The 23,012-nt window shown below is 67.4% G+C and carries 30 protein-coding genes and 2 tRNA genes; 23 read left to right on the top strand and 9 right to left on the bottom strand.

The genetic code is table 11. From position 1 onward, the window contains the following. Positions 1 to 77 precede the first annotated feature (77 nt). Together PKE85_RS09955 and PKE85_RS09950 are read right to left on the bottom strand one after the other, a co-directional pair. Positions 78 to 476, bottom strand: a complete 399-nt coding sequence (locus tag PKE85_RS09955) for a hypothetical protein (protein ID WP_271204591.1) — start codon at positions 474 to 476, stop codon at positions 78 to 80. Between the two features lie 63 nt (positions 477 to 539). Next, on the bottom strand, positions 540 to 2,033 hold the full coding sequence (locus PKE85_RS09950) for an APC family permease (RefSeq protein ID WP_271204590.1): 1,494 nt from the start codon (positions 2,031 to 2,033) through the stop codon (positions 540 to 542). A 922-nt stretch (positions 2,034 to 2,955) separates the two neighbouring features. Between PKE85_RS09950 and PKE85_RS09945 the strand changes: the two genes are divergently transcribed. Then, positions 2,956 to 3,285, top strand: coding sequence for a hypothetical protein (locus tag PKE85_RS09945; protein WP_271204589.1), 330 nt, complete (start codon positions 2,956 to 2,958; stop codon positions 3,283 to 3,285). Positions 3,286 to 3,530: 245 nt separating this feature from the next. Here PKE85_RS09945 and PKE85_RS09940 read toward each other — a convergent pair. From PKE85_RS09940 to PKE85_RS09930, 3 genes are all read right to left on the bottom strand, one after another. Continuing rightward, positions 3,531 to 3,607: transfer RNA gene (locus tag PKE85_RS09940), tRNA-Arg, on the bottom strand. Positions 3,608 to 3,620: 13 nt separating this feature from the next. After that, a complete protein-coding gene (locus tag PKE85_RS09935) occupies positions 3,621 to 3,926 on the bottom strand; it encodes an ETC complex I subunit (protein WP_271204588.1) in 306 nt (101 codons plus the stop codon). 30 nt (positions 3,927 to 3,956) lie between these two features. Next, positions 3,957 to 4,033 (bottom strand) — tRNA-Pro (locus PKE85_RS09930). A 198-nt stretch (positions 4,034 to 4,231) separates the two neighbouring features. Between PKE85_RS09930 and PKE85_RS09925 the strand changes: the two genes are divergently transcribed. The 16 genes from PKE85_RS09925 to PKE85_RS09850 all read left to right on the top strand — a co-directional run bounded on the left by PKE85_RS09925 (position 4,232) and on the right by PKE85_RS09850 (position 17,462). After that, on the top strand, positions 4,232 to 4,459 hold the full coding sequence (locus tag PKE85_RS09925; RefSeq protein ID WP_271204587.1) for a hypothetical protein: 228 nt from the start codon (positions 4,232 to 4,234) through the stop codon (positions 4,457 to 4,459). After that, a complete protein-coding gene (locus tag PKE85_RS09920) occupies positions 4,459 to 5,064 on the top strand; it encodes a hypothetical protein (protein WP_271204586.1) in 606 nt (201 codons plus the stop codon). The genes PKE85_RS09925 and PKE85_RS09920 overlap by 1 nt, the downstream gene beginning before the upstream one ends. Next, positions 5,061 to 6,659 (top strand): AAA family ATPase, encoded by a 1,599-nt coding sequence (locus PKE85_RS09915; protein ID WP_271204585.1) that lies wholly within the window; start codon positions 5,061 to 5,063, stop codon positions 6,657 to 6,659. Before PKE85_RS09920 ends, PKE85_RS09915 begins: the two co-directional genes overlap by 4 nt. A gap of 90 nt (positions 6,660 to 6,749) precedes the next feature. Continuing rightward, positions 6,750 to 8,030, top strand: a complete 1,281-nt coding sequence (locus PKE85_RS09910; protein ID WP_271204584.1) for a phage portal protein — start codon at positions 6,750 to 6,752, stop codon at positions 8,028 to 8,030. Further along, on the top strand, positions 8,020 to 8,361 hold the full coding sequence (locus tag PKE85_RS09905; RefSeq protein WP_271204583.1) for a gene transfer agent family protein: 342 nt from the start codon (positions 8,020 to 8,022) through the stop codon (positions 8,359 to 8,361). The genes PKE85_RS09910 and PKE85_RS09905 overlap by 11 nt, the downstream gene beginning before the upstream one ends. After that, the gene (locus PKE85_RS09900) at positions 8,348 to 9,934 is read left to right on the top strand and encodes a phage major capsid protein (protein ID WP_271204582.1); all 1,587 of its coding nucleotides are present in this window, start codon (positions 8,348 to 8,350) and stop codon (positions 9,932 to 9,934) included. The genes PKE85_RS09905 and PKE85_RS09900 overlap by 14 nt, the downstream gene beginning before the upstream one ends. An 11-nt stretch (positions 9,935 to 9,945) precedes the next feature. After that, positions 9,946 to 10,413 carry an iron ABC transporter substrate-binding protein gene (locus tag PKE85_RS09895; protein ID WP_271204581.1) on the top strand — a complete coding sequence of 156 codons (468 nt, stop codon included), beginning with the start codon at positions 9,946 to 9,948 and terminating at the stop codon, positions 10,411 to 10,413. Positions 10,414 to 10,417: 4 nt separating this feature from the next. Next, a complete protein-coding gene (locus PKE85_RS09890) occupies positions 10,418 to 11,011 on the top strand; it encodes a hypothetical protein (RefSeq protein ID WP_271204580.1) in 594 nt (197 codons plus the stop codon). Between the two features lie 183 nt (positions 11,012 to 11,194). Next, entirely contained in the window at positions 11,195 to 11,662 is a 468-nt protein-coding gene (locus PKE85_RS09885) for an HNH endonuclease signature motif containing protein (RefSeq protein WP_271204579.1), read from the top strand. Continuing rightward, entirely contained in the window at positions 11,662 to 11,970 is a 309-nt protein-coding gene (locus PKE85_RS09880; RefSeq protein WP_271204578.1) for a head-tail connector protein, read from the top strand. The genes PKE85_RS09885 and PKE85_RS09880 overlap by 1 nt, the downstream gene beginning before the upstream one ends. Next, on the top strand, positions 11,970 to 12,407 hold the full coding sequence (locus PKE85_RS09875; RefSeq protein ID WP_271204577.1) for an HK97 gp10 family phage protein: 438 nt from the start codon (positions 11,970 to 11,972) through the stop codon (positions 12,405 to 12,407). Before PKE85_RS09880 ends, PKE85_RS09875 begins: the two co-directional genes overlap by 1 nt. Further along, the gene (locus PKE85_RS09870) at positions 12,404 to 12,820 is read left to right on the top strand and encodes a DUF3168 domain-containing protein (RefSeq protein WP_271204576.1); all 417 of its coding nucleotides are present in this window, start codon (positions 12,404 to 12,406) and stop codon (positions 12,818 to 12,820) included. The genes PKE85_RS09875 and PKE85_RS09870 overlap by 4 nt, the downstream gene beginning before the upstream one ends. Beyond that, positions 12,817 to 13,134: a phage head closure protein gene (locus PKE85_RS09865; RefSeq protein WP_271204575.1), complete on the top strand. Its 318-nt coding sequence runs from the start codon at positions 12,817 to 12,819 to the stop codon at positions 13,132 to 13,134. Before PKE85_RS09870 ends, PKE85_RS09865 begins: the two co-directional genes overlap by 4 nt. After that, positions 13,131 to 13,505, top strand: coding sequence for a phage terminase small subunit P27 family (locus tag PKE85_RS09860; protein WP_271204574.1), 375 nt, complete (start codon positions 13,131 to 13,133; stop codon positions 13,503 to 13,505). Before PKE85_RS09865 ends, PKE85_RS09860 begins: the two co-directional genes overlap by 4 nt. After that, positions 13,474 to 15,084 carry a terminase large subunit gene (locus PKE85_RS09855; RefSeq protein ID WP_271204573.1) on the top strand — a complete coding sequence of 537 codons (1,611 nt, stop codon included), beginning with the start codon at positions 13,474 to 13,476 and terminating at the stop codon, positions 15,082 to 15,084. Before PKE85_RS09860 ends, PKE85_RS09855 begins: the two co-directional genes overlap by 32 nt. A gap of 14 nt (positions 15,085 to 15,098) precedes the next feature. Next, the gene (locus PKE85_RS09850) at positions 15,099 to 17,462 is read left to right on the top strand and encodes a M15 family metallopeptidase (RefSeq protein ID WP_271204572.1); all 2,364 of its coding nucleotides are present in this window, start codon (positions 15,099 to 15,101) and stop codon (positions 17,460 to 17,462) included. Between the two features lie 5 nt (positions 17,463 to 17,467). Here PKE85_RS09850 and PKE85_RS09845 read toward each other — a convergent pair whose 3' ends face one another. The 3 genes from PKE85_RS09845 to PKE85_RS17700 all read right to left on the bottom strand — a co-directional run bounded on the left by PKE85_RS09845 (position 17,468) and on the right by PKE85_RS17700 (position 18,717). Continuing rightward, the gene (locus PKE85_RS09845; RefSeq protein WP_271204571.1) at positions 17,468 to 17,821 is read right to left on the bottom strand and encodes a hypothetical protein; all 354 of its coding nucleotides are present in this window, start codon (positions 17,819 to 17,821) and stop codon (positions 17,468 to 17,470) included. Between the two features lie 346 nt (positions 17,822 to 18,167). Next, positions 18,168 to 18,479: a hypothetical protein gene (locus PKE85_RS09840; protein WP_271204570.1), complete on the bottom strand. Its 312-nt coding sequence runs from the start codon at positions 18,477 to 18,479 to the stop codon at positions 18,168 to 18,170. A 1-nt stretch (position 18,480) separates the two neighbouring features. After that, on the bottom strand, positions 18,481 to 18,717 hold the full coding sequence (locus tag PKE85_RS17700) for a helix-turn-helix domain-containing protein (protein WP_271204569.1): 237 nt from the start codon (positions 18,715 to 18,717) through the stop codon (positions 18,481 to 18,483). A 73-nt stretch (positions 18,718 to 18,790) separates the two neighbouring features. Between PKE85_RS17700 and PKE85_RS09830 the strand changes: the two genes are divergently transcribed. The 6 genes from PKE85_RS09830 (at position 18,791) to PKE85_RS09805 (ending at position 22,477) form a co-directional block, all read left to right on the top strand. Further along, positions 18,791 to 19,267 carry a hypothetical protein gene (locus tag PKE85_RS09830; RefSeq protein WP_271204568.1) on the top strand — a complete coding sequence of 159 codons (477 nt, stop codon included), beginning with the start codon at positions 18,791 to 18,793 and terminating at the stop codon, positions 19,265 to 19,267. Beyond that, entirely contained in the window at positions 19,264 to 19,641 is a 378-nt protein-coding gene (locus tag PKE85_RS09825; protein ID WP_271204567.1) for a hypothetical protein, read from the top strand. The genes PKE85_RS09830 and PKE85_RS09825 overlap by 4 nt, the downstream gene beginning before the upstream one ends. A gap of 180 nt (positions 19,642 to 19,821) precedes the next feature. Further along, positions 19,822 to 20,373, top strand: coding sequence for a hypothetical protein (locus PKE85_RS09820; protein ID WP_271204566.1), 552 nt, complete (start codon positions 19,822 to 19,824; stop codon positions 20,371 to 20,373). After that, the gene (locus PKE85_RS09815) at positions 20,373 to 20,561 is read left to right on the top strand and encodes a helix-turn-helix domain-containing protein (protein ID WP_271204981.1); all 189 of its coding nucleotides are present in this window, start codon (positions 20,373 to 20,375) and stop codon (positions 20,559 to 20,561) included. Before PKE85_RS09820 ends, PKE85_RS09815 begins: the two co-directional genes overlap by 1 nt. A 221-nt stretch (positions 20,562 to 20,782) precedes the next feature. Next, a complete protein-coding gene (locus PKE85_RS09810; RefSeq protein WP_271204565.1) occupies positions 20,783 to 21,961 on the top strand; it encodes a tyrosine-type recombinase/integrase in 1,179 nt (392 codons plus the stop codon). 336 nt (positions 21,962 to 22,297) lie between these two features. Continuing rightward, complete coding sequence (locus PKE85_RS09805; RefSeq protein ID WP_271204564.1) at positions 22,298 to 22,477, top strand: hypothetical protein; 180 nt, start codon at positions 22,298 to 22,300, stop codon at positions 22,475 to 22,477. A gap of 44 nt (positions 22,478 to 22,521) precedes the next feature. On the opposite strand, the gene PKE85_RS09800 is transcribed toward PKE85_RS09805, so the two are convergent. Then, positions 22,522 to 23,001: a DUF192 domain-containing protein gene (locus PKE85_RS09800; RefSeq protein WP_271204563.1), complete on the bottom strand. Its 480-nt coding sequence runs from the start codon at positions 22,999 to 23,001 to the stop codon at positions 22,522 to 22,524. Positions 23,002 to 23,012: the final 11 nt, after the last annotated feature.

Raw genomic sequence — 23,012 nt, 5'->3', positions numbered from 1 at the left:
AGGCTCCAAACACCAGAAAGCCCGCGGCGCTTCGGCGCCGCGGGCTTTCTTAGTCGGGAAGACGGGTCCGCTCGGGATCAGGCCTCGGGGGCCGCGGCGGCCTTGCGACGCGAGGGCTTGGCCGCGGGCGCCTCGGGCTCGACCGCCTCGGCGGTCTCGATCGCCGCCGCCTTGCGCTCGTCGATCGCGTCGAACGCGGCGTTGGCCCCGTCCTCGAAGCCGCGGCGCACCGCGCTGCCGTTCGGCAGCAGCTCCTTCAGGAACACCGCGGCGAACACGACGCCATAGGAGGCGCCATAGGCGCCCTTGTAGGCTCCGGCCCCGAGGACTTCGCCGGCCTTGCCCGCCGCCGACTTCACCGTGGCGCCGGCGCTTGCGCCCGCATTGCCGATGTAGTCGATGGCGTTTTCGACCGCGGTCGAGACGCCCTCGAGGGCGCTGTGCTCGCGGGCGTCGATCGTTTCAGTCGCGCTCATGTCTCGTCTCCTTTTGCGAGGTGAAGCGGCGGCCCAAAGAGGGCCGCCGGGATGCTCGGGATGTCAGGCCGCGCGCTCGGCCGCCGGGGCCACGGCGAACGGCAGCGGACCGGCCTCGACCGCGCCCTGCATGGTCGCGATCATGCGCGGACGGCGGATGCGCTCCACCAGCAGCCAGGCGACGCCGATCAGCATGTAGACCAGGAACAGGCCCGACAGCAGCGAGTCCGGGAAGCCGATCGGCGGGAACAGCTCGCTGCCGGGAAGCCCGAAGGTGCCGAGCAGCGGCAGCGCCATGAAGGCGAGACCCGCGACCGAATAGGCCACGGCCCGTGCGGTCAGCCGGCCGATGGAGCGCAGGTAGAGCGGCGCGGCGATCGTGATCAGGATGTAGACCGTGATGAAGCCGAAGCTGCAGAGCGTGCCGAAATAGCCCTGCGCGTCGAAGGCGCCGACGCCTGCGAGATGGACCGCCGCCGGAGCCGCGAAGGTGATGAGCGCCGCGACCGCCACCGCCACATGGGGCGTGCGGTTGGTCTCGTGCGCCTCGCCCAGCGCCTCGAAGAACAGGCCGTGCCGGGACATCGAGTAGATGATGCGGGCGGTCGAATTGATGGCGGCGAGCGTGCAGGCGAAGAAGCTCAGCATAACGCCGATGGTGATGACGGTCCCGAGCGGGCCGACCCCGAGCCTGGAGGCCAGATGATCGAGCGGCGCCTCCGAGGTCGCGAGCGACGCCGTCTCGCCCTTGAAGCCGAGCACCACGACGTAGGCCATGAAGATGAACACGATCCCGGAAAACACCACGCTGTGCATAACCGAGCGCGGGATCGTCTTCAGCGGGTCCTTGGCCTCCGCGCCGAGCGAGGTCGAGCTCTCGAAGCCCGAGAACGCGAAGATCGTCAGGACCACGCCGACCAGGACGCCGCTCGGGCTCGCGCCCTCCAGCCTGAACTGGGAGGAGTCGATCTCGAAGCCGTGCTGGCGCCAGATCAGGACGCCGAGGATCACGATCGAAACGATCGCCACCGCCTCGAACACCAGCATGGTCTTGGCCGAGAGCTGGATGTTGCGCATGGCGACCCAGCCCGAGAGCCCCGCGCCGATCGCAAACCAGAGCAGGACCGGAAGCTGCAGGCCGGTCGCCTGGCCGAGCAGGACGTTCGCCACGAGGGCGAAGCCGCAGAGCGTCGACATGCCGGTCAGCGTGTAGGCGAAGACCAGCGCCCAGCCGCCGAGGATGCCGGACGTGGGCCCCAGTCCGCGCACGATGTAGGTGTAGAGCGAGCCCGGCGACGCCGAGCGGGTCGCGAACTGGTTGACGTTGAGGCTGACCAGCACGAGGCCCAGCATGCCGAGCAGGAAGCTGAGCCAGGTTCCCGTTCCCGCCGAGGCGAAGATCAGGCCGATGATCGCGGCCGGAACCGTCGAGGGGGCGATGACCGACACCGACTGCGCCAGCACCTCCGGATAGGACAGGCATTCGCGTCGCAGGCCGCCCGCCGTCGGAGCGGCGACATGATCGTTGGCGTCGAGGGCGACGGGCTGGGTCTGCATGGTCGGGCTGCCTCGCTCCGGTGAGAGGTCGAAAGCGGCGACGTCGCCGCGGCTGCACGGATCGCGAGGCGCACAGGAAGGCGTTTCCGCCGATCGGGGAACGGCGAATCTGGCCTGTCTGCGAAGTCACGGTCCGCATCGATCTCGACGCTGGGGAAACGCGTCGCCGACGTCCGGCGACCCACTCACGGCAACGTCATCTGAGTGTCATTTAATGCACCGCAAAACGCGGATTTGCAATGCGCCACGCGCAAATAATTTCTCTAAGTCATTAAAAACACAGATAAATACCAATTTCCTACTAGGGATATGGCATTTCTCTCTTCGCCACCACGGCGCCTGTGCGACGTGGGTTGCGGAAGCCCTTCCTATGGCATCGATGGCAGATTATGTCCATAAAAAAATACAAAGTCTATAGATTTTGATCAAAAGATTTTCGGCAGGGGCCTGACGCGTGCGTCAACCCTCGGCGAACCTGCTTTCCGTCTCGCGGCGCTGTCTTCAGACGCACTGTCACGCCCCGTCGCGCCTGCTCTCAACGGCGCGATCGTGCGGGGACGGCAACTGCGACAAACCGATCCGCAAGCGTGACAAGAAGAGAATGTTCGTGGTCCACTCCGTGAAAAAATGATTTACTGTGTAGTGGCGGAGCGTATGGCAACCAACGCGCCGACAGAGATAGAATGGAGTAAGCTCCTGGGTCCAACAGCACCGCTGATAAGGATTGAGCCGACGGATTGGACCAAAATGTCTTCACATCGAAAAAGGCGAAGTCTCCTTGTTAGAGTTTGGCAAGAACAAGTGTCAGGCTCGAGAGAGCCATAATATGTCGGTCGAGGTTTTTGGAAAATATGCGGGACTTCGCTTGGCGCGGCCTTCATGTTCGCTGGGATGATGGACAATGCGAACAACCGAAGGCGGCATGGAGACGACGACGCACGATGCGATCCGGCACGATCTCAATGCTCGCAAGGCGATGGGAGAGAGCGGCGAGATCGTCCGCTCCGAGGTGATCGCGCGGGCGATGCTCGACCAAGACCTCGGCTATCACTCCGACAGCCTGCGGCATGACTATGGGCTAGACGAGGCGACCCGCGACCGCTTGATCGCACATGCTCGCCAGGATGCCGCGAATGCCCAAGGCAATGCTTTGGCCGCCTACAAGGCCGCGATCTCCGCCAAGCGCGTCGCTTTGGCGCTCGGGCTGATCAACGCCGGCCTGTTGACGTGGGTTCTCGTCCGGCTGGGCTAAAGCCCTCTGTTAGGGATCTGCGACAAGCCCCCGACAGATCGCCAAGTGGATTCCTTCAGAAACTCAAGGCAACTTTCTGACAAATCCCAAACCCAGAAGGCGCCGCGAACAGGCATAGGGTTTTGCGTAAGGGCTTTGGAGCCGGCGTAAAAGTTCTCCGACCATTCGTGGCCGAACTGTTCCGATTCAGGAAGTTCCCTTCAGCTTCCAACGGCATTGAAAACCGCTGGGAGCTGAAGAAAATTTGGCGACCCCGGCTGGATTCGAACCAGCGACCATCAGCTTAGAAGGCTGGTGCTCTATCCGGCTGAGCTACGGGGCCGTGGAAACGACGCTCAGTGCGTCCAGGGCTCGGGAGCGCCGGCGCGGAAGTTGTCGGAGTAGGCCATGGCGCGGCGCACCGGGGCTTTCGGCTCCTGAACCTGATAGGCGAGGCCGGCGCGCTCCGCATAGGCCACGGCCTCCTCGCGGGTGGCGAAGGTGAGACGCACCTGCTGGTGGGTGTCGGCGGAGGAGGTCCAGCCCATGAGCGGCTCCACGCGCCGCGCCTCGGCCGGCTCGTGCTCCAGCACCCAGCGGCGGGTGCGGGCGGCGCCCGACTGCATGGCGTTGCGCGTCGGTCTGTAGATGCGTGCGGTCATCGCAAGCCCTCGGATAAGCGCGGACGGACATGGTCGGGGCGACACGATTCGAACATGCGACCCCCTGCTCCCAAAGCAGGCGCTCTACCAGGCTGAGCTACGCCCCGCGACCAACGTCCGCTTCGGGTTATGCGGGATCGGAGCCCTCCCGGCAAGGCGCGAAAAACGGAACGGACGGAGAATATCGGCACGTTCTGGACAAGTCGTCCCGGAATAGCACCGGAGCATGTTCCGCAGGCGTTCCGCCCACGGCCGCCAAAAACGAAAACGCCGCGGCCCTGGCGGGGGCTCGCGGCGCGGATCGCATGTCGAATTTCAACGCCCCCGAGTATAGCCCCCGCGTGGGCCGGGTCCAGCCCAAAGCCGCGGTGTCGTCGCGCGACCACTACGAGGTCTACCTCACCCCGTCCGGCTGGGTAATGGACCACGGCGGCCTCCGCACGCTGATCGGTCGCACCTTCGCGGAAGCCTTCCGGCGGCTCTCCGACGTGGCTCCCGCAGGTGTCCCCGGCCTCGTCATTGGCGGCGAGTGATGACCGCCCTCTCCGACATGGGCCATGCGGCGGCGGAAGCCGGCGCGTGGTCCCACATGGACGCGCTGGAGCTGGAGTTCCTTGCGCTGCCCATGCCCGACCGCGCGGATCTCGCCTTCCTGCGGGAGGCCGGCGTCCCCGAGCGCGCCCTCACGGCCCACGCCACCATGACGAAGGTGGCCCCGGTCTCGATCGATCGCGGCCGCTTCGAGTTCCAGCCCGGCGGCGAGCCCATGTTCGTCAACGCCGTCCGCGCCTTCACCAGCGAGGTGCAGGACCTTGTGGCGTGGCGGCCGTCCCCGTCCGTGAAGCTGCGCCTGCTCGGCCGATCCTTCGCCCTGGGCGAGGCCGCGATCGACATGGCGGCGACGTACTTCGCGGACAACGCCTTGCAGGTGTGGCGCTCGCCGCTGGACTGGCTGCGGGCGGAGGGTCGCGGGATCGTGATCGTCGATCGCGCCGCCGTCCACGACCGCCTGCGCGACGTCCCCCGCATCGCCGGCGAAGACCTGGAGCATTCCCGTCAGCTCCGAGACGCGCTCGTTCCGCCGCGGCCCACCTGCCGCGTCGTCCTGCACAAGACGACGATGGAGAAGGCCGCGTGACCTACGACAACGACAGCTCGTGGATCGACCTGGAGGAGGTGGAGCGCCGCCGCGGCCACATGCCGAAGGGCGGCCCCGTCATCCGCACCGCCGAAGAACTGCGCCGGATGGTGTTCCCGCCGGTGTCCTATGTGGTGCCCGGCTTTATCGCGGAGGGCTGCACCGTCCTCGCCGGCGCGCCCAAGCTCGGCAAGTCGTGGTTCGTTCTGGACGTGGGGCTCGCCGTCGCCCGCGGCGGCTTCTGCCTGGGCGAGACCAAATGCCCCCAGGGCGATGTGCTCTACCTGGCGCTGGAGGACAACGAACGCCGGCTCCAGCGCCGCATCACCAAGGTGCTGGGCGTCACGTTCGACGAGTGGCCCGAGGGCTTCACCTACGCCACCGAATGGCCGCGCTCCAACGAGGGCGGCGTGGCCCGCATCCGCGAATGGATCGCGACCGCCAAGAACCCGCGGCTGGTGATCGTGGACGTCCTCGCCATGTTCCGCGCGCCCCGGAACGACAAGCAGTCGGTCTACGAGGGCGACTATCTGGCGATCAAGGAGTTGCAGAAGATCGCCTCCGACACCGGCTGCGCCATCGTCATCGTGCACCACGTCAAGAAGGGCGGCTCCGACCTCGACCCGTTCGAGGAGGTGTCCGGCACCTTCGGCATCATGGGCGCCGCCGACGCCGGCCTGATCCTGCGTCGCACCTCGAACGGCGTAACCCTGTATGCCCGCGGCCGCGACATCGAGGAGGCGGAGACCGCCGTCACCTTCGACCGCGACAACTGCCGCTGGCGGGCGCTGGGCGACGCCGGCGACGTGCACAAGTCCGACGAGCGGGGCCGCATCCTTGCCGAGCTGAAGGACGCCACCGAGCCCATGGGCGCCCGCGAGATCGCCTTCGCGGTCGAGACCACCCGCAACGCCGTGGACATCCTGCTGTACCGCATGGTGCGCGCCGGCGAGGTGCTGAAGGTCGGTCGCGGCCTCTACATCCACCCTGACCGCACCGATCTTTCAGCCGATGACGCCGGGGAGAGAAAGAACGGAAAGAAAGAAAGATCGGAGGCGACTGACTTCTACGCCGAAGACGAGGCCCAAGAGAATGAACGGTTTTCAGAGGGCGACAAAAAGCCGGAAAGTCAGAAAGCCCCTGAATCTTTCTTTCTTTCGGATCTTTCCGAGGTGGCGGAGCCCGCTGACAGAAAGAAAGAACTGACGATCGAGGAGGCGGTGGAGAAGGGCCGCATGGTCCGGGCCGCCGAGCGCCGCGAGCCCGGCATCGTGGCCCGCCTGCTGGAGGAACGACTGGCCGCCGGCGAGGAGCCGACCCGCGAGAAGCTCGACGCGCAGCTCGCGGCCGCGATCCAGTCGGCACCCGCCATCCAGCCCGTCGCCGCCGCCACCGATTGGGAGGCGCGGGCTGCGTCGATCACCTGCGCCAAGGGCGAGGGCAAGGGGCGCAGCCTCACGTCCGCGGGCGAGGCGCTGTTCGCGGAGATGCTGGCGGCGGGCGTCAACTCCTGCCGGGCCGGGCGCATCGTCGGCATCTCGAAGCAGTCGGCGCATACGCGGGCGCAGAAGCTGAAGGGGGCTCCCCTCCCCTAAAGCTGTCCCAAGTTCCTCCGTGCGCAACTTTTTCGCCCCCCGCATCCTTCGCGCATGGCGAAGCGGAAGAAGCACAAGGCTCTGGCGACGATGGCGGGGGACGTTCTCCCGCCCGCGCTCGCGCTCGACGAGAAGGCCGCGCCGGCGGCCGGCGGGACGCTCGCCTACCATGACGAAGACTTGTTCCGCATCTTCGGCATCGAGACGACCAGCATCAACGTCGGGCCGCGTTCGGCGCTGGAGCTGACGGCGGTTTCCGCCGCGGTGCGGCTGCTCTCCGAGACGGCCGGCGGTCTCAAGTTCCACGTCTACAAGCGCGGCGACGGCGAGGCCCGCGAGATCGATCGCGAGCACCCGGCCGAAGCCCTGCTGAACGAGGACGCGAACGACTGGACGGCGGCCGGCGACCTGCGGGCGCTGCTCGTCTCGGACGCCTTGCTGCACGGCAACGGCTACGCCTTCGCGAACCGCGTCGAGGGCCGCGTCGTGGAGCTGCTGCGGCTCGACCCCCGCGCGGTCTCCATCGTCGTGGACCAGCTCACCGGCGAGCCGTCCTTCGAGGTCAGCGTCGTGACCGGCGGGCGGCGGGTCTACGGCGTCCGCGACATCATCCATCTGCGCGGCCCGCATCTGGACGTTGACGGCGTGTCGGGGCTGGCGGCCATCAAGGTGGCGGCCAACGCCATCCGCTTCGGGCTGGCGCTCCAGCGCCACGGCGTGAACCTGTTCGAGCGCGGCGCGCGGCCGGGCGGCGTGCTGATGACGCCCGCGGGCACCCGCATCGACGCGGAGACCCGCGCCCGCATGAAGGCGTCCTGGCGGGCCTATGAGGGCTCCGCCAACGCTGGCGGGACGCCGCTGCTGGAGCAGGGCACGGCATATCAGCCCTTCACCTTCAACTCGACGGACGCGCAGTTCCTCGAACTTCTGCGGTTCATCGTGGACGACATCAGCCGGGCCTTCGGCGTGCCGGCGCACATGCTCGGCGAGATGGGCCGCGCCACCTGGGCGAACGTCGGCGAGCTTGGCCGCGAGTTCCTGGCCTATGGCCTCTCGCCCTGGCTCACCCGTCTGGAAGCTGGCTATCGCCGCGTCCTGCTGAGCCCGGACGAGCGGGCGGAACGCTTCATCGAAGCCGAGACGGACGGGCTGATTTCCGCGGACATCAAGAGCCGGGCGGAAGCCTACAGCCTCATGCGCGCCGCCGGCGTCGTCACCGGCAACGAGTGCCGCGCCCGCGAGAACCTGCCGGCCCGGCCGGACGGGGACAGCCTGAGCAATCCCAACACCACGAGCGGCGCCGAGCCCGAGGGGAGGAAAGTTCCCCCCCCCTCCGAGCCCGCCGAACAGGAGCCCGCCGATGGCGAATGAGGCGATCACCACCACGCGCTTCTTCGGGGACGGCGATCACGCCTTCGCCCTGCCGCCCGAGCGGGTGGCGGAGCTGGAGCGCAAGGCGGGCGCGGGCGTCGGGGCCATCAGCCGCCGCATGTTCGCCGGCGACTTCACCGCGCTGGAGCTGCGCGAGACCGTGCGCATCGGCCTGATCGGCGGCGGCTCCACGCCTGAGGACGCGGCGGTGCTGGTGTCGCTCTACGTGGACGGCCGGCCGCTCTCCGAGGTCCACCCGCTCGCGACCGCGATCCTTGAGGCCCTGTGGTGGGGTCCGGCCAAGACGGAGGCGGACGATGGACAGGCTTGAGGTCAAGGCCGTCTTCACGCCCGGCGATCAGGGCGAGGTGGTCGGCATCGCCTGGCCCTTCGGCTCCGCCGACATGGTGGGCGACGTCATCGAAAAGGGCGCGTTCGCCAAGGTGGTCGGCGCGCTCCCCATGCTGTTCGCCCACGACCAGCGCGACGCCGTTGGCGTCTGGACCGAGGCCAAGGAGACCGGCGCCGGGCTGGAGGTGAAGGGCCGCCTGCTGGTGGACGACGTGGCCCGCGCCCGCGAGGTCCGCGCCCTCATGAAGGCCGGCGGCGTCGGCGGGCTCTCCATCGGCTTCGTCACCCGCAAGGCCGCACCCCGTCGCGGCGGCGGCCGGACCATCACCGATCTCGACCTCAAGGAAATTTCCATCGTCCCCGTGCCGTCGCATCCCGGCGCGGTCGTGACGTCTCTCAAGGGTGCCGGACGAGAAGCAATGACCGAGACGACCGCGGACACGCCCGCGACCGAGACGCCGCCGGCCCCGGTCGCGGCCGACATCGAGAAGAAGCTCGCGGAGCTGGGAGACGGCGTGAAGGGCCTCGCCGCCCTGCCGGGCCGGCTCGACAAGATCGAGGCCCGGCTCAACCGGCCGAACGCCGGCGGCGGACAGCCCGAGGACGAGGCCGCGGCGGTCGAGAAGAAGTCCTTCGGCGTCTATCTGCGCCGCGGCGACGCCGCCCTTGGCGAGACCGAGCGCAAGGCCCTCACCGTCGCGAACGACGCCTCTGCCGGCTATCTGGCTCCCGAGGCCTACGGCTCGGAAATCCTCCGCGCGCTGGTCGAGTACAGCCCGATCCGCCAGTACGCCCGCGTCATGCAGCTCGCGGCCCCGGAGGTGCGGCTCCCCAAGCGCCTGACGGGCACGAACGCGCAGTGGGTGAGCGAGATCGAGGACCGCCCCGAGAGCACCATGACCTTCGGCCAGGTGACGCTCACGGCCCACGAACTGGCGACCTACGTCGAGATCAGCAAGCAGCTTCTCGAGGACGCGGCTTACGACGTCGAGGGCGAACTCCGCACGGCCCTGTCCGAGGACTTCGGGCAGAAGGAAAGCGCCGCCTTCGTCACCGGCGACGGCGTGGGCAAGCCGAAGGGCATCCTCGCCGCCGGCGCCGGCATTCAGGAGGTCGTCACGGGGGCCGCGTCGACGCTGGGCTCCGCCCCGGCCGATCTGCTGATCGACGTCATGTCGAAGCTCCCGACCGCCTATGCGCAGAACGGCGCGTGGCTGCTCAACCGCACCGTGCTCGCCAGCATCCGCAAGCTGAAGGACGCGCAGGGGGCCTATCTCTGGCAGCCCAGCATCCAGGCGGGCGCTCCCGCCACGCTGCTCGGGCGGCCGGTGATCGAGGCGGTGGACATGCCGAACGTGGGCGCGGGCGCGTTCCCGATCGTGTTCGGCGACTGGTCCGGCTACCGCATCATCGACCGCGTGGGCCTGTCGATCCTCGTGGACCCCTTCACCCGCGCCACGAACGGCATCGTCCGCTTCCACGCCCGCCGTCGTGTCGGCGGCGACGTTCTCGAACCCGCCAAGTTCGTGAAGGTCAAGGTCGCGGCGAGCTGAGGGAGGACGACATGGCCCATCTGACCAACAAGACGAAGTTCTACATCGCCACCACGGCGGCGACGCCCGCGCTCGACACGGTGGCGGAATACGAGGCCCTGACCTGGACCGAGATCAAGGACGTCTTTGATCTTGGCGAGTTCGGCGACGTGGACGAGGCCGTGGAGGTGAAGAGCGTCGGTGAAAGCCGCCTCCGTCGCCTCGCCGGCACCACCGACGGCGGCACGCTGGACCTGATCGTCAACCGCCTGCCGGGCGATGCGGGCCAAGCCGCGCTCTCCGCGGCGCGCGGCAAGGGCGATTACCCGTTCAAATGCGTGCTGCCGGACAAGCTGACCGCGGGCGGGGACGGCACGACGTTCTTCTTCTCCGCGACGGTCCTTGGCGGCCGCATCTCCTTCGGCGAGAGCGACAACGTGGTGCGCATCACCCACACGCTGGCGATCAACACCGACCGTCTCGAAGTGGCGGCGGACTGATCCCATGGGGGCGCTGTCCGCCATCATCGGCGACGTCGTCGTGGTGCATCTCGGAGGCCAGGCCATCGAGATGCGTCCGACGCTGCGCGCCGCCATCCGCTCCCATGAGCTGCACGGCGGCTTCGACGCGCTGCTGAAGAAGCTCCACGAACTCGACACCCGCACCGTCCGCCGGTTCATGCGGGTGGCCGTGGGTAGCAATGCCTCCAAGGTGGTCGAGGCGTCCACGCCCGGCGCGCTGATGGCGGTCCAGCCGCAGCTTCTCGACTTCGTGCTCGTCCTCGCCAACGGAGGGACCATCCCCGGCGACATGTCCGGCGACGCCCTCGACGCCCCCAAAACCGGAGGCGTCACCCACGCGGACTATTTCGCCCGCCTCTACAAGATCGGGACGGGCTGGCTCGGCTGGACCCACGAGGAGGTCATGAACGCCCCGATGCCCGCGATCCTGTCCGCCTACATAGGCCGGCAGGAGATGCTTCAGGCCATCTTCGGCGGAGGCGACAAGGCCAGAGGGCGGAACGACACCTCCCTCGAAGACAAGCTGAAGGCCGGCATGGCCTTCCTCGGCACGCGCAAGGTGGCGCGCGCGGCATGACGAACACCCGGACGCTCTCCTTTGAGGGTCGCCTTCGCAGTCGGCCCAATACCGAAAAGCCCGCCTCCCTGGCGTCCGGGCATACACCTGACTGGAGGGTCAAGGCGGGCAGGACTGCGACGCTCGTGAGAGAGGGAGGAGGCGTCGTGGTAGCGCTTCCTCCCGCCGCGGGGAGCTGAGCCCATGCCCATGCGCGCCCCTCGCATCTGCGGCTGTGGACATCGGATCGCGTCCGGCGCCCGCTGCCCCTGCGAGACCCGACGAGACAAGGCTCGCCGCGACGCCTTCGACGCCAAGCGCCAGTCGTCCGCGGCACGAGGCTACGACGCCCATTGGCGCAAGGTCCGCGCCGCCATCCTCAACGCTGAGCCCTGGTGCCGGAACCATGCCGCCCGAGGCGAGAGGGTCGAGGCGACCGAGGTGGACCACATCGACGGGAACAGCCGGAACAACGCGACCGCGAACCTGCGACCGCTCTGCAAGGGGTGCCATTCGGCCCGCACCGCCCGCGACCAGGCGTTCGGCCGCAGGGACCGGGGGGTGGGTCGAGACTTTGCCGAGAAGGGCCAAGACCGCGCGCCCCCAGACGCTCGCAACACCGGCGATTTCAGTTTTCCTGACGACACCATTCAGGCGGATAAGAAGCGCTGATGATCGTGATCTCGCTCGCCGACATGCGCGCCCACCTAGGTCTCACCGACGACTTCGGCGCGGACGATGACGTGCTGATCGTGAACAAGGTGGCGGCGGCGACGGCCCATGTGGAGGCGGCGGCCGGCCTGTCCTTCGACGACTTCGAGACCGTGGACGCCGTGCCCGCCGACCTGAAGGAGGCCATCAGGATGCTGGCGGCGCACCTCTACGAGAACCGCGAGGCGTCCATCGTCGGCGTATCCGCGAGCGCGATCCCGTTCGGCTTCGACGATCTGGTCCGGCCCCATCGGGCGGAGTGGTTCTGATGGCGCGCGGGAACGGGCTGGACGACCTGAGCCGGCGCCTGAAGCGCATCCCCGAGGAGGTGCGGAAGGCGATCGACCCGGCCGTCACCCAGTCGGCGGAGGAGATGGCGGCCACCATGCGCGCCATGGTCCCGGTGAAGAGCGGCAAGCTCCGCGAGAGCATCGTCGTCACCCCGCCGGGCGGCACGACGCCGGCCCATAGCCAGCCGGGCGGCTCGCATGTCGTGCCCGCCGGCGCGGCCGTCGTGACCGCCGGAAACAGCGAAGTCCGCTACGCCCATCTCGTGGAGTACGGCCACATGGCGAGCGGCTGGAGCGACGTCCCGGCGCCCGCCTATCCATTCTTCTGGCCCGGCTACCGACTGACGAAGAAGCGGGCGCGGGGCCGCATCAATCGGGCCATGAAGAAGGCGATTGAGAGGGGGTGGTCCTCATGACCGAGCCCAGCCTCGCGCTCCAGAAGGCCGTGTTCGACCGTCTCCGCGCCGACGCCGGCGTGACCGCGCTCGTCCCGGCCGCCAACATCTTCGATCGCCACGGCCTGCCGACCGTCTCCCCCTGCATCATCCTCGGGGACGACCAGACCATCCGCGACCCGCTGAGCCTTGCGGATAACAGCTACCGCGTCGCCGTCACCCTGCACCTGTGGGTGAAGGGTCAGAACCTCGTGCTCGCGAAGCAGATCAGCGGCGCCGTCATGGTCGCCATGAGGCCCGGCTTCTGGACGCCGGCGGGCTTCGAGGTGGCGTGGCTCTCGCTGGATGACGCCCGATACATGCGGGATCCCGGCGGCGAGTGGGGCCATGCGGTGCTGACCTTCGAGGCCATGCTCGTGGAGGTCGTGGCATGAGGGCCGGCTCGCTCGATCGGACCATCACCATCCAGCGCCTTGGCGAGGTGCAAGACGAGTTCGGGGGCGTCTCGGGGGGCTGGACGTCGCTCGCCAGCGTGCGGGCGCAGCTTCTGGAAAGCAGCACGTCCGAATGGATGGAGGCCGCCGGCGAGCAGGCCGGGCGCTCGGTCGCCTTCCGCACCCGCTGGATTGCTGGCCTGCGCAACGCCGATCGCGTCGTGTTCGAGGGCGCCGCGTTCGACGTGCTGGAGGTGAAGGAGATCGGCCGCCGCCGCGGGCTGGAGCTGCGGTGCAAGGGGGCGTCGTCGTGAGGGGCGCGAAGCCGAACCTGAAGCCGGCGGCCCGTCCAGTTCTGGACGCATCGCGTCCGCCCGCCTGGCTGTCCAAGGACGCGAAGGCGGAGTGGAAGCGCGTCATGCCGCTGCTGATCGAGCGCCGCATCCTGTCCGACGCCGACCTCGGGAGCCTCGAAAACTATGCGGTCTCTATCGGCCGCGTCCGCGAGATCGAGCGCCTGATCCAGTCCGCGGGCGTCGATCCGGCGCTGTTCCGCATGCAGGACAAGGCGATCCAGACGGCGCGCCAGCTCGCATCCGAGCTTGGCCTCACGCCCGTGTCGCGCTCGCGCCCGGCCCTGAACGAGGAGCCCGATGAAGACGACACGTCCCCTCTGGCTGAATGACGGCTCCGAGATCGACGACCCGTTCGGCTATGGCGAGCGGGCGGTCGCGTGGCTCCGCAAGCTGAAGCATCCGAAGTCGCGCCTGCCGGGCCGCGCGTTCCAGCTCGATCCGTGGCAGGAGCGGATTGTTCGGCGCATCTATGGCCCGTGCCATCCAGACGGCCGGCGGATCGTGAAGACCGTCGTGCTGCTGCTGCCGCGCGGCAACCGCAAGACGTCGCTCGCCGCGGCGCTCGCCTGCCTCCACACCTTCGGCCCGGAGAAGGTTCCGAACGGACAGGCGGTGTTCGCCGCGGCCGACCGCGATCAGGCCCGCATCGGCTTCGCGGAGGCGGCCGGCATCATGCGCGAGGACCGCCGTGTGGAAAAGGCGCTCCGCTTCGTGGATTCGCGCCACCGGGTTTCCTACCCGCAGAAGGGCGCGACGCTCCGGGCGATCTCGTCCGACGCCGGCCGGCAGCACGGGCAGACCCCGAATTTCGCGCTGGTGGACGAGCTCCATGCGTGGCCGAAGCGCGACCTGTGGGACGTGCTGCGCACCGGCCTGACGAAGGTGGCGGGCTCGCTGCTGGTGGTCGCGACGACCGCCGGGCGCGGCAAGGAGAACGTCGCGTCGGACGTGGTGGACTACGCCCGCAAGGTGGCCCGCGGGGAGATCGAAGACCCGGCGTTCCTGCCGGTCCTGTTCGAGATGCCGGCAGGCTCCGACTGGCGCGATCAGGCCATGTGGCATGACGTGAACCCCGGCCTGGCGCTGGGCTATCCCGACCTTGAGGGCCTGCGCCAGCTCGCGCGGGAGGCGGAGAACCGGCCGTCCGATCAGGCCGCGTTCCGGCAATTGCATCTCAACGAGTGGCAAGCCAACGCCACCACGCCGTTCGTGGACATGACCGTTTACGACCAGGGCGCCGGCGAGGTGGACCTCGACGCCCATGCGGAGGAGCGCACGCCCTGCTGGCTTGGCGTGGACCTGTCCTCGTCCATCGACCTGACGGTGGTGGTGGCGGCGTTCGCGACCGAGGCCGGCTTCGAGATCGCGCCCTTCTTCTTCTGCCCGACCGGCAATCTCCAGCAGCGCCAGGACCTGAGCGGCGCGCCCTATGTGCGGTGGGCGGCGGAGGGCCAGATCACCGCCACGCCCGGCGACGTGATCGACGTGCGCGCGGTCGAGGACCGCATCCGCGACCTCTGCGCCACCTACAACGTGCAGGAAGTCGCCTTCGACCCGGCGCTCGCGCGGCAGTCGCTGGCGACGCTCGGGGACGAGGGCCTTCCCGTGGTCGAGCACCGGCAGGGCGCGTTGTCCATGATGCCGGCGATTGCGGAGCTGGAGCGGGCGATCATCGGCCGCCGCTTCCGCCATGGCGCGCATCCGGTCCTGCGCTGGACCTTCGAAAACACCGAGGTCGAGACCAACGCCCACGGCCACAAGGTGCGGCTGTCCAAGCCGACCCGCTGGCTGTCGATCGACGGCGCGGTGGCGGGCGCCATGGCGGTGAGCCGGGCCGCGACCGGGAACATGGGCGGCTTCATCTACGCGGACGCCGACGCGCGTCCCGAGGGCATCGAAATCTGGTGACGGAGGGCTGAGACATGGCGGCGGACAACGGGGCGCGGCTGATCGCGACGCTCGAAGCGCGGGTGAACAAGTTCGAGAAGGACCTCGCCAAGGCCAACGGCACGGCCCGGCGGGAGTTCGGCGCGATCGAGAAGCGCGGGCAGCAGATGGCGAACCGGCTGGAGACGACGGTCAGCAGCGCCGCGACCCGGGCGCAAGGCGCGCTCAAGGGCTTGGCCGGCAGCTTCGCCACGGGCTTCCTCGGGGGCTTCGCGGCGGGCGGGGTGCAGGGCATCGTCTCGGAGATCCGCAGCGCCACGCGGGCCATGTCGGATCTGAAGGCGGAGGCGGCCAAGGCGGGCGTCGGCGTGGAGGCGTTTCAGGCGCTGGGCTACGCGGCGCGCCAGAACAACGTGTCGCTGGACGCCCTCACGGACGGCCTGAAGGAGCTGCAGCTCCGGGCTGACGAGTTCATCGTCACCGGCAAGGGCTCGGGCGCGGAGGCTTTCGCCCGCCTCGGCTACGGCGCCGACGAGCTGAAGGCGAAGCTGCGCGATCCGGCGGCGCTCTTCGTCGAGATCATCGGCCGCATCAAGGCGCTGAATAACACGGCGGCCGGCATCCGCATCGCCGACGAGATTTTCGGCGGGACCGGCGGCGAGCAGTTCGTGCGCTTCCTCGAGCAGGGCGAAGCCGGCATCCGGCGCAACATGGACGAGGCCAAGCGTCTTGGGCTCGTGCTGGACAAGGACGTCATTGAGAAAGGCGCGGAGCTGGACAAGCAGTTCCAGAAGATCGCCGACACCATCTCGAACAACATCAAGTCCGCCGTGGTCGGCGTCGCCACCACGCTGGCGTCCTGGGCCACGAACGTCGAGGGCTTCCTCGCGGCGCTCGGCAACTCGAAGTTCTTCGCGATCCTGAACAAGATCATGGGGAGCGAGCTTGAGGCCGGGTATTACGGCGCGAAGCTGATCGACCGCAGCGGCGCGGCGACACCGGCCGGGGCGCTGGACCCGAAGGCCGTGAACGCGCTGCGCGACGCCATGAACGCGGCCGGGACCACCGCCCGCGCCAACGTGCCGAACCGGGCGGAGCACCTGCCCGAGCGCTTCGTCGATCCGAAGCTCGCCGGCCTGCAAACCGAATTCCGGGGCTCGCTGGCGAAGCTGATCGAGGCGGCCAAGGAGGCGGGCCACGACATCAAGATCACCTCGGGCTTCCGCAGCGTGGAGCGGCAGCAGGAGCTTTGGGCGGCGGCCGTCAAGAAGTACGGCAGCGAGGACGCGGCCCGGAAGTGGGTGGCTCCTCCGGGCCGGAGCTTCCACAACAAGGGCACGGCGGCCGATCTGGGCTACGGCTCCGACGCGGCCCGGACGTGGGCGCACGCCAATGCCAATCGGTTCGGCGTCACCTTCCCGATGGGGAACGAGCCATGGCACGTCGAGCCCGAGGGGCAGCGCGGGCAGCCGAAGGACGGCGACCCGGACACCTCGGGCCTGGAGCGCCAGTCCACGGCCCGCGCCAAGGTGACGACGGAGGCCGACAAGCAGGCCGCCGCCGTCAAGCGCGTAATGGACGCCCTGGCGCTGGAGACGGCGCAGGTGGGCCAGACCGAGCAGCAGCAGCGCATCCTTCAGGAGCTGTCCGCGGCCGGCGTGGACATCCACACCCGCGAGGGGCAGGCCATCGCCGCCAAGGTCGCGGAGCTGTACCGCCTCAAGGCGGCGCAGGAAGGCGCGGCGGAATCAGCGGAGCAGTTGAAGGACGCCCGGCAGCAGTTCGCCGACATGGGCAAGGAGGCCACGAAGGGCTTCCTGCGCGACCTTCGCCAGGGCGTATCCGCCGCCGACGCGCTCTCGAACGCGCTGGATCGCATCATCGACCGGCTGATGGACATGGTGGTGGATCAGATTTTCTCCGGGCTGTTCGGGCAGCAGGGCGCGGCCGGCGGCTCGGGCGGGGGCATCTTCTCGACGTTCCTCGCCAGTATGTTCGGCGCGCCGCGGGCCAAGGGCGGCCGGCTGGAGGCGGGCAAGCTGCATCTGGTCGGCGAGGAAGGCCCGGAGCTGGTGAAGGGCTCGGGGACGGTGATCCCGGCGGCGAGGACCGCGCAGCTCATGGCCCCAGCCCCGCCCTCCATCGGCAAGCCGAACGTCGGCGCCGCCAGCGCCGCGCTGCGGCCGGTGGTGAACGTCACGCCGCCGAAGACCGAAATCCACGTGGCGAACGCCCCGGCCGTCGCGCGCCAGGAGGAGAGCGAAGGGCCGAACGGGACGCGCCGCGTGGAGTTGGAGTTCGAGGACTGGATGGCGAACGCCACGAACAAGCCGGGCGGCCGGATGCAGCGCATCCTTCGCTCGGGCTACGGCGTGCAGAAGACCGTCACGCGGAGGTGAGGGCGTCAGTCGAACTGCCTGATCATCACATCAACAAACCTGTCGATTATGTTGTTTAGGGAAATGGATAGCACACAGAATAAAAACCAATATACAATGGTGTGTATCTTTCCATGACCGCGACTGTTGAAAATGCGCTCAAGAGCCAAATATATTAGATAAAGAATATTGTTTAGTGTGTATTGCGCGAGGAACGCAAAGCCAATGCCATAAAAAACAAGAGGGATATAGCTTCCTGTTTTCTTGTGCATAAAGAGAAGAAGGGCAAGTATACCGACGCCTTCGATGAAATTAAAGACGACATCACGTGTCGCTGAGCTATGTTCGGTTTGCTGCCGCTGGTACTCAAGCCGATCCATGGGCTACCCTGCCGACCTGTCGGACGGAGAAAGCGCGTCCCGCACCTCGGCGCCCGCCAGCTCAATGCCCCATTCCTCGGCATATACGCTCTCGCGCTCCCCCCACCCAAATGAGTATCGAGTGATATCACCCCCTCCCTGATTAACTTGAAACACTCCTTCATTCTCAATGAATACTGTCGCTGAACTAAATCTCACTAAATTCTTCAGGTAAGATAGAGCATCTGATTTTGTAACAAACTTCATATCCGGCAATGGAGATATCTTCCCGTCCATCCCAACACTTGCCAAATGAAGTACATAATATCCACTCATCTAATCGTCCTCAATCCCGTCCCGCGACCGTCTATTTCCGCATCGGCCAGCCATCTATCCCGGTAGTGCGGCGCTCAATGCTGGCCTTCAGCGCGCCGGACGCAACCAGCACTGAAGACACGTTTGGCGATGGCCACTGTTCACGGATCTGTCGGATGGCGCTTGATACCGAACCACGCAACTGCTCCATCAGTCGCCTTTCGTCCTTCGACTGCCTGCTGTCGAAGTCTAGGCTGTAATTAATTGATTCTACCAGTGACCACCACTTCTTTGCATCTTCGATATTGGCATCCGCACGAAGAGATTTTTCTAGTTCAGCGATCTTCGACAGCGTGTCGAACATGTCATTTCCCCTTCCTCAGCCGCACCCCAGGCCCCTCTCCGTTCTCATCCACGAAGATCACGCCGGCGGCTTCGAGGGCAGCGCGGATGGCGGCCATAGCCTCGGCAGATGCGGGAGGTTTTCCAGAACCTTCGGCACGCTTCACCGTCATAGAAGACACGTTCGCTCTTTCGGCCACCTCGGGTTGAGATAGTCCGAGGAGCGCGCGCGCGGCACGGAGTTGTTCGGGGCGAGCCAAGCCTATTGACCTAATTAGAACAGTGAGCCATTGTTCTAATTGTATCAGGCAAGTCACTTCGGAGCAATGAACCATGCCGCACCACCCCGTGCCGGCCAACGGCGGAGCCATGTCTACCGCCACGGCCCATATCGAACATCCCGCCGCCTTCGGCCGTGTCGCGCTCGCCTGCGCGGCCCTGCGCCGGCACCGTGTAGCGCTAGACGCTCTCCGCGAGCGCGCCCAGATCGAGGCGGCCGAATACGCCCGCGCGCGGGAGGACATGGAGCGCCTGATCGCGATGCTGATCGCCCGGCTCGACGAGGCGGACGGGGACCCGGACATGGAGGACTTCGCAGAGGCCGTGGATGAGGACGGGGGCGCGGTGGACGACGAGGGCGAGACCACATCGTGCGAGACCGCCGGACGCGGCTTCACCTTCAATGGCGGCGCGCGCGAGGATGACGCGGAGGAGGACGACCCCGGCGAGCGCAACGGCGATTACGAGCCCAGCTTTTGCGGCGTGACGGTGGAGCGGACCATCAACACCAGCGCGGAGGCCTGGGCATGAACCGGCGCGGCTTCCTTTCGATCGCGGCGGCGTCTCCGCTTGCCGGTAGCGCTGCCCTTGCTTCCGCGCCGGCGGATCGACACTCGCGACTGCGCGCTGAACTGGAGCGCCTGGCGGCATGGTCCGCATCGCTCAACGCCAGGAGCGGCCACGCCAGCGAGGAGGAATGGGACCGCCTCGCCCTCGCCGAGCGCGCCGCCTACGATGAGATCGAAGCCCTGCCGATCACGCGGGAAAACGCAGTGATCAGGGCGCTCGCGGTGCTCAACATCTATGACGGTGACCTTGCTGAATTCGTCGATCGGCAGCCCACCACGGATATGCGGCTCGCCCTCCTGGTCTTGAAAGACTTGGTGACGGAGACGGCGTCATGACCATCGCCCGCCTCCTGCTCGCCCGCCTCCACCTCGCCGCGGCGCGCTACCTCATCCGTCGCTCGCTCGTCTACGCGCGGGCGGCGGGGGTGGAAGTTGGCACGCCTCCACGTGTAGGCTCAGCGACTTGACATAAAGGTTCATTGAAACCAATTGTAGGCTCAGCTTATGGAGCCCACGATGGTCGACCCTCTCTTCTCTCCCTCTTTGAAATGGCTAGCCGATCACTGGCACAAGGCTGCCGCCAGCGGCGCCGAGGCTGCGACACTCCTCGCGATCAAGCCCAACACACTGAAAACAAGGGTTTCGCGAGGGCAGGCACTCGCGCTGCGAACTCCCGCCGGAGATGTGCGGAGCAACGTGACATACACGGGATACCACCTTGTCTACAATCTTCTTCAGGATCGCTTTGCACGATTTAACGTATTTTCGCCTGATAAATCGGAAGGCATGAAAGATTTAGTCCACTTGTATGCGGAGTGGACGCGCGAACACATCCTTGGTGGCGAGCATCATCATAGCGCAATCATTCGATTCACCTACGATCATGATGGACACATCAACAATCATCTGATCACCGACGGCAAAATCGATGAGGCTGATGGCGACACCTCGGTAATCGTCCCCATCGGAGTGATGGTCGGCCGCATCGCGATGAACCTTTGGTTGAAGAGCGCCCCCGATGAGGTCTCGGCCCTCATGACCCAGCTCCGCCAGGCTGCGAACACGTGATGACCGCCCCCGGCGTCATCCGCGGCCGTGGCCGCATCGCGGGCCTGCTCGCTGTGAGCGAAAAAACGGTGAGCCGGATGCGCGCCCGCGGCGAGATCAAGGTCGAGACCAAGGCCGCCGGCCGTCCCGCCAACTGGTACGTCACCCGCTCCGAACTGGAGCGCGTGAAGAAGCAGCGCGAGGGCTGACCGCTCATGGGCCTGGTCCCTGCCGCTCTCTCCGCCCGTCTCGACGAACTGTTCGCGTCGGACTGGATCATCTCGCACCCCGCCGCCGCGGCGGTGCTGAAGATGAGCGACAAGACCTTGAGGGCCCATGGCGACGCCGGCCGTATTCGCTACCGGCTCCGCGGCACCTCCTGGCGGGGCTACGCTCGCGAAGACATCGAAGAGTTTGTGAGGGCCGATCCATGTCCGTCTACCGACCGAAGCGCCCCGACGGCTCGTTCAAGTCGGACTTCTTCCACTACGACTTCACCGTCAAAACGCCGACCGGGGAAAGTCATCGCTTTCACGGCAGCAGCGGCCAAAAAACTCGTTCAGCAGCACAGAGGGTCGAACAAAAGCTCCGCGAGCAAGCAGCGACCGGGAAGCTGATCCACCACCTCACTCTGGACGAAGCCGCCTTCCGCTATCTGGACGAGATCAAGCACCAGCCGAGCGCGGACGACACCGGCGCCGGGCTGGTGCACCTCTGCCGCCTAATCGGCGGCGGGCGCCAGCTCACCAGCGTGACGGGCGAGATGATCGCCGACGCCGCCCGCAGGCGCTCCGCAGAGCGCGTCGTCATCCAGACCAAGGAGGGGCCGGTCGAGAAGGGGCTCGTCTCCAACGCGACCGTCAACCGGCAGATCACCCAACTGGCGCGACGCCTGCTGAGGCGCGCGAAGATCCATTGGAAAATCCCTGTCGAGATCGATCTCCCCTGGCGCGACATGCTCCTCGCCGAGAAGAAGCGCGAGCGCATCCTGAGCGACCGGGAACGCGAGGCGTACCTCGCCGCCATCCGTGACGACTACAAGCCCATCCTGGCGGTCTACATGCTCTGCGGCGCCCGCAAGGCCGCGTTGTGCGGGCTGAAGAAGTCGGCGGTGGACCTCGATCGGGAGGGCTTCACGATCCTCCTGAAGCGCAAGCGCGGCGAGGAGCCCCGCGAGCACTTCATTCCGTTCACGCCCGCGCTCCGCGCCGTCTTCGTCGAAGAGATGAAGAAGAGCCCGCTGCCCTACGTGTTCACCTACATCATCCAGCGTGGCCCGAAGGCCGGCATGCGGGCGCCGATCGTCTACAACTCGATCCGCCGCATCCATGAGACCGCCAGGACGGTCGCGGGGGTCGAGGACTTCCGTTTCCACGACACGCGCCACGACACCGCGAGCCGCGCCCTCCGCGCCACGCGCGATCTCAAGCTCGTCCAGCGGATGCTCGGCCACTCCGACATCGCGTCCACCGTGCGCTACGCGCACATGCTCGACGACGACCTCCGCGCGGGCATGGGCAGTTTCGGGCTGTCCCGGAATAGCACCGGACAGCCCACCTCACCGGCTGATGGAGATCAGCCTAAGCATCTGAAAAGTGAAGGAGAATGAGATGTCAGCAGTGCGAAAGAACGATTGCTCCCAAAGCAGGCGCTCTACCAGGCTGAGCTACGCCCCGCGACCAACGTCCGCTTCGGGTTATGGGCATTTTGCGCGCACGTCGCAAGCGGGAGAACATGAAACGCGCCGTCCAGCTCCGCGTCGCGCCGCTTTCCGCCAGACCCCATGGTCCGCATGGGCGGATCGGGGCGGCGGAGATGCGCGTCGCCTGACCTCGGGGAGGCTGTGCTCATCGACGAATCCGCCGCGCCCGCCTATGGTGCGCCACCGCGCCCGGCTCCGACCGGGCCGCACGCGCCCTCCTCCTTCATGCGATGGCCTTACCCCATGAGCGACAGCCTGTCCGACCGCCTGCTCGCGACCGCCGACGATCTCGACGGCACGCCGAAGCCCATGCTGCAGATCCTGCTGCGCATGGCCGCTCAGAAGCTGACGGAGCGCGCGGAGCGGATCGAGAAACTGGTGGCGCTGGTGGAGCGGCAGGACACGGACGCGGCGAACGGCTGAACGGGCGCGGCGCCCGTCGCCTCGCCCGGAGCGCGCGACCGGGCTCAGCGCCCGGCCGCGGCGTCGATCAGGCGCTGGGACACCCGGTCGCCGGGCTTCAGGCCGAGAGCGTCCGCCTCGCCGGCGGCGAGCTCCACCACGAAGCGCACCGGCGCGCCGCTGTCGATGATGGCCTCGGACAGCGGTTCGGCCCCACGCTCCACGCGGTGCACGAGGCCCTTGTCGGTCACGAACACCATGTCCAGCGACAGGTAGGTGTTCTTCATCCACATGGCGACGGGCTGCGGCGCGCCGAAGTCGAACAGCATGCCGTGATCGGGCGCGAGCGCGCGGCGGTACATCAGGCCCACCTGCCGGCGTTCGGGCGTGTCCGCCACCTCCACCTGCACGGCGCGGGGACCGGCGGCGGTGTGGAACGTCAGCGGCTCCAGCTTCGATCCGCCAGCGACCACGGACGCCCCCGCCGCGACGAGCGCCAGCAGGGCGAAGATCAGGGTTCGGAACGCGCGCGACAGGGTGAGCATGCGCCGTTTGT

The sequence above is a fragment of the Methylopila jiangsuensis genome (assembly GCF_027922305.1).
Taxonomy (GTDB): domain Bacteria; phylum Pseudomonadota; class Alphaproteobacteria; order Rhizobiales; family Methylopilaceae; genus Methylopila; species Methylopila jiangsuensis.
This window is presented reverse-complemented; position numbering and strand designations above follow the sequence as displayed.